The organism is uncultured Aquincola sp. (assembly GCF_964001545.1).
GTDB lineage: Bacteria > Pseudomonadota > Gammaproteobacteria > Burkholderiales > Burkholderiaceae_C > Aquincola.
This window is the reverse complement of record NZ_CAXFDV010000845.1, coordinates 1-4,008: the sequence shown is the minus strand read 5'-3', so window position 1 is coordinate 4,008 and position 4,008 is coordinate 1. Positions and strand designations below refer to the sequence as shown.

The window sequence follows — 4,008 nt, the reverse complement described above, 5'->3', positions numbered from 1 at the left end:
CGCCAAGTTCCTGGCGACCATTCCGCTGGGCCGCTTCAGCACCGCGCTGGACGTGGCCAATGCGGCGCTCTACCTGGCCAGCGACGAGGCCGCGTTCATCTCGGGCGTCTGCATCGAGGTGGACGGCGCAAGATGTGTCTGACCTGATAACAACACGCTGAGGAGACAAGCCCATGCAACGTAGAAAGTTCATCACCCGCGCCGCGATCGGCAGCGCCGCCGCAGGCACCTTGGCCGCGCCGGCTCTTGCGCAAGGCCAGCATCCCGAGATCCGCTGGCGCCTGGCCAGCAGCTACCCCAAGACGCTGGACACCATCTACGGCGCGGTCGACCTGGCGGTCAAGCGGGTGGCCGAGCTGACCGACGGCCGCTTCAAGATCAGCCTGCATGCGGCCGGTGAACTGGTGCCGCCGCTGCAGGTGCTGGACGCGGTGATGGACGGCACCGTGGAAGCCGGCCACAGCGCCAGCTACTTCTACATCGGCCGCGACCCGGCCTTCGGCTTTGGCACCGCGATGCCCTTCGGCCTGAATACCCGCGGCCAGAACGCCTGGCTGTACGAAGGCGGTGGCAACGACCTGCTCAACGAGTTTTATGCCGGCTTCGGCCTGTACCACCTGCCCATCGGCAACACCGGCGCGCAGATGGCCGGCTGGTACCGCAAGGAGATCAAGACCGTCGAAGACCTGAAGGGTCTGAAGTTCCGCATCGGCGGTCTGGGCGGCATGGTGCTGTCCAGGCTGGGCGTGGTGCCGCAGCAGCTGGCCGCCGGCGACCTGTACCCGTCATTGGAAAAAGGCGTGATCGACGCCGCCGAGTTCGTGGGCCCCTACGACGACGAGAAGCTCGGCCTGCACAAGGTGGCCAAGTTCTATTACTACCCCGGCTGGTGGGAAGGCTCGGCCACGCTGCCGCTGTTCATCAACCAGAAGGCCTGGGCCTCGCTGCCGCCGATGTACCAGGCGGCCATCAAGGCCGCTGCAGCCGAGGCCAACCAGTGGAGCACCGCCAAGTACGACATCGGCAACCCGGCCGCCCTCAAGCGGCTGGTGACGGGCGGTGCCCAGCTGCGCGCCTTCCCCAAGGCGGTGATGGACGCCAGCTACACCGCCGCCGGCCAGCTGTACACCGAGCTGGCCGACAAGAGCCCGGCCTTCAAGAAGATCCACGCCCACTGGGCCAGGTTCAGGGACGAGCAGCTGCTGTGGCAGCAGTTCTGCGAGCAGCCTTTCGACAACTACATGGCCAGCATGCGCCGCCGCAGCTGAGCCCGACGCAGACGACAAAAAGCCCGGGCGTGCCCGGGCCTTCTGCCAGTGAAAGAAGCGAGGGTCGGGCCTGGCCCGATCCATCAGTTGCAGCGACCGCCCGCGCCTAGCAGGCCGCCTGCCACTGCGCCGCCCACGGTGCCTGCAGTACTGCCCCCGCTCAACACCGAACCGGCCACGCCGCCGACGCCGGCGCCCACGGCCGTGCCCTTCTGGCAATCGCTCATGCTGGAACAGCCGGTGGCCAGCACCGCCGTCACCAGGCCAGCCACCAGGATTGCGCCGCGCTGCAAGGTCTTCATGAGAAGGTCTCCGTGAAAGTGATGGCACAAGCTTAGGCAGCAGGCCCTTCCTGCAACAGAAGCACACGCCTTGCGCGCGTGTCGGACAGGCCCGACAAAGGCTTGCCAGCGCCTGCGCTTCAACCTGCTGGCGGCGCCTGGCGCTCTGTTGGGCGGATCACCGACACCACGATGGTGATCAGCGTCAGCGGCAGCACGAAGCCCAGCATCAGGTGGCTGAAGGCCGGCAGCGCATCGTGGTGCTGGGCCCGCAGCACCAGGTAGGCGGTGTAGGCCGCGTAGTAGGCCAAAAACACCGCGCCTTCCCAGCGCGCGATCTGCCGCCCGGTGAAGAAGAACGGCAGGCAGGCGAAGGCCACGGCGATCATCACCCAGATGTCGAAGTGCAGCAGCGAAGGCGGCACCGTGAGCCCCTGTGGCCCCAGCAACGCCGACAAGCCCAGGCAGCCCAGCAGGTTGAAGGTGCAGCTGCCCACCACGTTGCCCACGGCGATGTCGCGCTGGCCACGCACGGCGGCCATCACCGAGGTGGCCACCTCGGGCAGCGAGGTGCCGGCGGCCACCACGGTCAGGCCGATCACCAGGTCGCTGACACCCAATGCCTGGGCCAGGGTCACGGCCGCGTCCACCAGCCAGTTGGAGCCGAGCACCAGCAGCACCAGCCCGCCGATCACCAGCAGCAGCTGCAGGGCCCAATGGCCGCCCGCATGCCCCGCGCCGCTGTCTTCGCTGGCGGCCTGGGCCGACGCCTCGCGCCGCGACTGGATGACCAAAGCCGCCGTGTAGGCGATGAGCAGGCCCACCAGCCACAGCCCATCGAGCCGGCTGAGCGTGCCGTCCAGCCCCAGCGCCAGCAGCAGCACCGATGCGCCGATCATGATGGGCACCTCCTGGCGGATGACCTGCCGCGCCACCGTCAGCGGCACGATCAGCGCCGAGATGCCCAGGATGAACAGCACGTTGAAGATGTTGCTGCCCACCACGTTGCCCACCGCGATGTCGGTGCGGCCGCTGAACACGGCGCCCAGCGATACCGCGGTTTCGGGCGCGCTGGTGCCGAAGGCCACCACCGTCAAGCCCACCACCAGCGGCGACAGGCCCCAGGCCAGCGCCAGCCGCGAAGCCCCGCGCACCAGCAGCTCGGCGCCCGCCACCAGGGCCACCAGGCCCGCCACGAACCAGACCAGCGTCATCCACGCGCTCCTTTGGCAAGAAGCACCAGTGTCACATGGCATGACGCGCATCAAGGCGCCTCAGGCCCCGGCCTGCGAGCATGGGCGGATGACACCACCGCTCGCGCCCCGCGCCCTGCAGGACACCCGCCGCCATGCGGTGCGCCGCATCGGCCTGCTGCAACCGCTGTACTGGCTGGCCCTGGGCTGGCGCGACCTGCGCCGCTGCCCCGCCCCCGGCCTGCTGCATGGCCTGGCGCTGGCCGCCTTCGGCCTGCTGCTGGCACTGGTGGCCCACCGGCAGTTCTGGCTGCTCACCGGCGCCTTCACCGGCTTTTTGCTGGTGGGTCCCATCGTGGCCACGGGGCTTTACCAGGTGAGCCGCCGGCTGGAGCGTGGCGAGCCGGCCGACCTGGGCAGCGCGCTGCAGGTGTGGGTGCCCAACGATGGCCGCCTGGTGGTGTTCGGCGTGCTGCTGGCCTTTGCCGGCACCGGCTGGGTGGTCACCTCGGCGGCGGTGATCACCGGCCTGTCGCCCGAGCCGATCACCGACCCGCTGATGTTTCTGCGCCGCGTGGTGCTGGCCGAGCAGGGCTGGCTGTTCGAGGTGTGGCTGGGGGTGGGCGCGTTGCTGGCGGCGCCGGTGTTCGCTTCCAGCGTGGTGGCCATTCCGCTGCTGCTGGACCGGCGCATCGGCATCCTGGGCGCGGTGTTCACCAGTTGGCGCGCGGTACTGGAGAACCCGGCGCCGCTGGCCTTGTGGGCGGTGCTGCTCACCGGCCTTACGGTGCTGGGCATGCTGCCCGCGATGCTGGGCCTGGTGGTGGTGGCCCCCTGGCTGGCCCATGCCAGCTGGCATGCCTACCGCGACCTGGTGGCACCGGAGCAAGCCTGATGTTCGGCTTCACCGAAGAACAGTTCGCCTGGTTCGGCATGACCTTCGGCCTGGGCGCCTTCATGCTCTACATGGTCTTCATCATCCTGAATCTGGCGCGCGAGTCGAAGGCCGGGCGGTTCGGCACCTTCGTGTTGCTGCTGGGGCTGGGCTTGGGGCTGGTGGGGTTTGCGGCCAAAGGGGTCATCAAGTTCTTCTTGTCCGGGATCGAGTGAGGTTCTGACTCGGCTTGTCTGGATGCGCTTGTGCGCTGGGCAGGTGCGGTGCTTACCTCCGGGACTGTCCCCCGGCTTCGGCCCGCTGGGCCGAAGCCTCCTCCTTTATGTCCCTGCGGCAAGCACCCCACCTGCCCTGACCCTGGCAGGCGCCGG

6 protein-coding genes are annotated in these 4,008 nt (G+C 68.8%); 4 read left to right on the top strand and 2 right to left on the bottom strand.

The window, feature by feature from the left end; all coding sequences use genetic code 11:
* On the top strand, window positions 1-142 hold a 142-nt coding region (locus ABNT58_RS29150), incomplete at its 5' end, for an SDR family oxidoreductase (protein WP_348756843.1).
* Window positions 143-173: 31 nt separating this feature from the next.
* Complete coding sequence (dctP, locus tag ABNT58_RS29145) at window positions 174-1,268, top strand: TRAP transporter substrate-binding protein DctP (protein ID WP_348756842.1); 1,095 nt, start codon at window positions 174-176, stop codon at window positions 1,266-1,268.
* Window positions 1,269-1,351: 83 nt separating this feature from the next.
* On the opposite strand, the gene ABNT58_RS29140 is transcribed toward dctP, so the two are convergent.
* Both ABNT58_RS29140 and ABNT58_RS29135 read right to left on the bottom strand, forming a co-directional pair.
* Window positions 1,352-1,570, bottom strand: coding sequence for a hypothetical protein (locus ABNT58_RS29140; protein ID WP_348756841.1), 219 nt, complete (start codon window positions 1,568-1,570; stop codon window positions 1,352-1,354).
* Between the two features lie 119 nt (window positions 1,571-1,689).
* Window positions 1,690-2,763 carry a calcium/sodium antiporter gene (locus ABNT58_RS29135; protein WP_348756840.1) on the bottom strand — a complete coding sequence of 358 codons (1,074 nt, stop codon included), beginning with the start codon at window positions 2,761-2,763 and terminating at the stop codon, window positions 1,690-1,692.
* Window positions 2,764-2,851: 88 nt separating this feature from the next.
* Between ABNT58_RS29135 and ABNT58_RS29130 the strand changes: the two genes are divergently transcribed.
* Window positions 2,852-3,637 carry a DUF2189 domain-containing protein gene (locus ABNT58_RS29130; RefSeq protein WP_348756839.1) on the top strand — a complete coding sequence of 262 codons (786 nt, stop codon included), beginning with the start codon at window positions 2,852-2,854 and terminating at the stop codon, window positions 3,635-3,637.
* Window positions 3,637-3,852 (top strand): DUF2788 domain-containing protein, encoded by a 216-nt coding sequence (locus ABNT58_RS29125; RefSeq protein ID WP_348756838.1) that lies wholly within the window; start codon window positions 3,637-3,639, stop codon window positions 3,850-3,852. Before ABNT58_RS29130 ends, ABNT58_RS29125 begins: the two co-directional genes overlap by 1 nt.
* The last annotated feature ends 156 nt before the right edge of the window (window positions 3,853-4,008 follow it).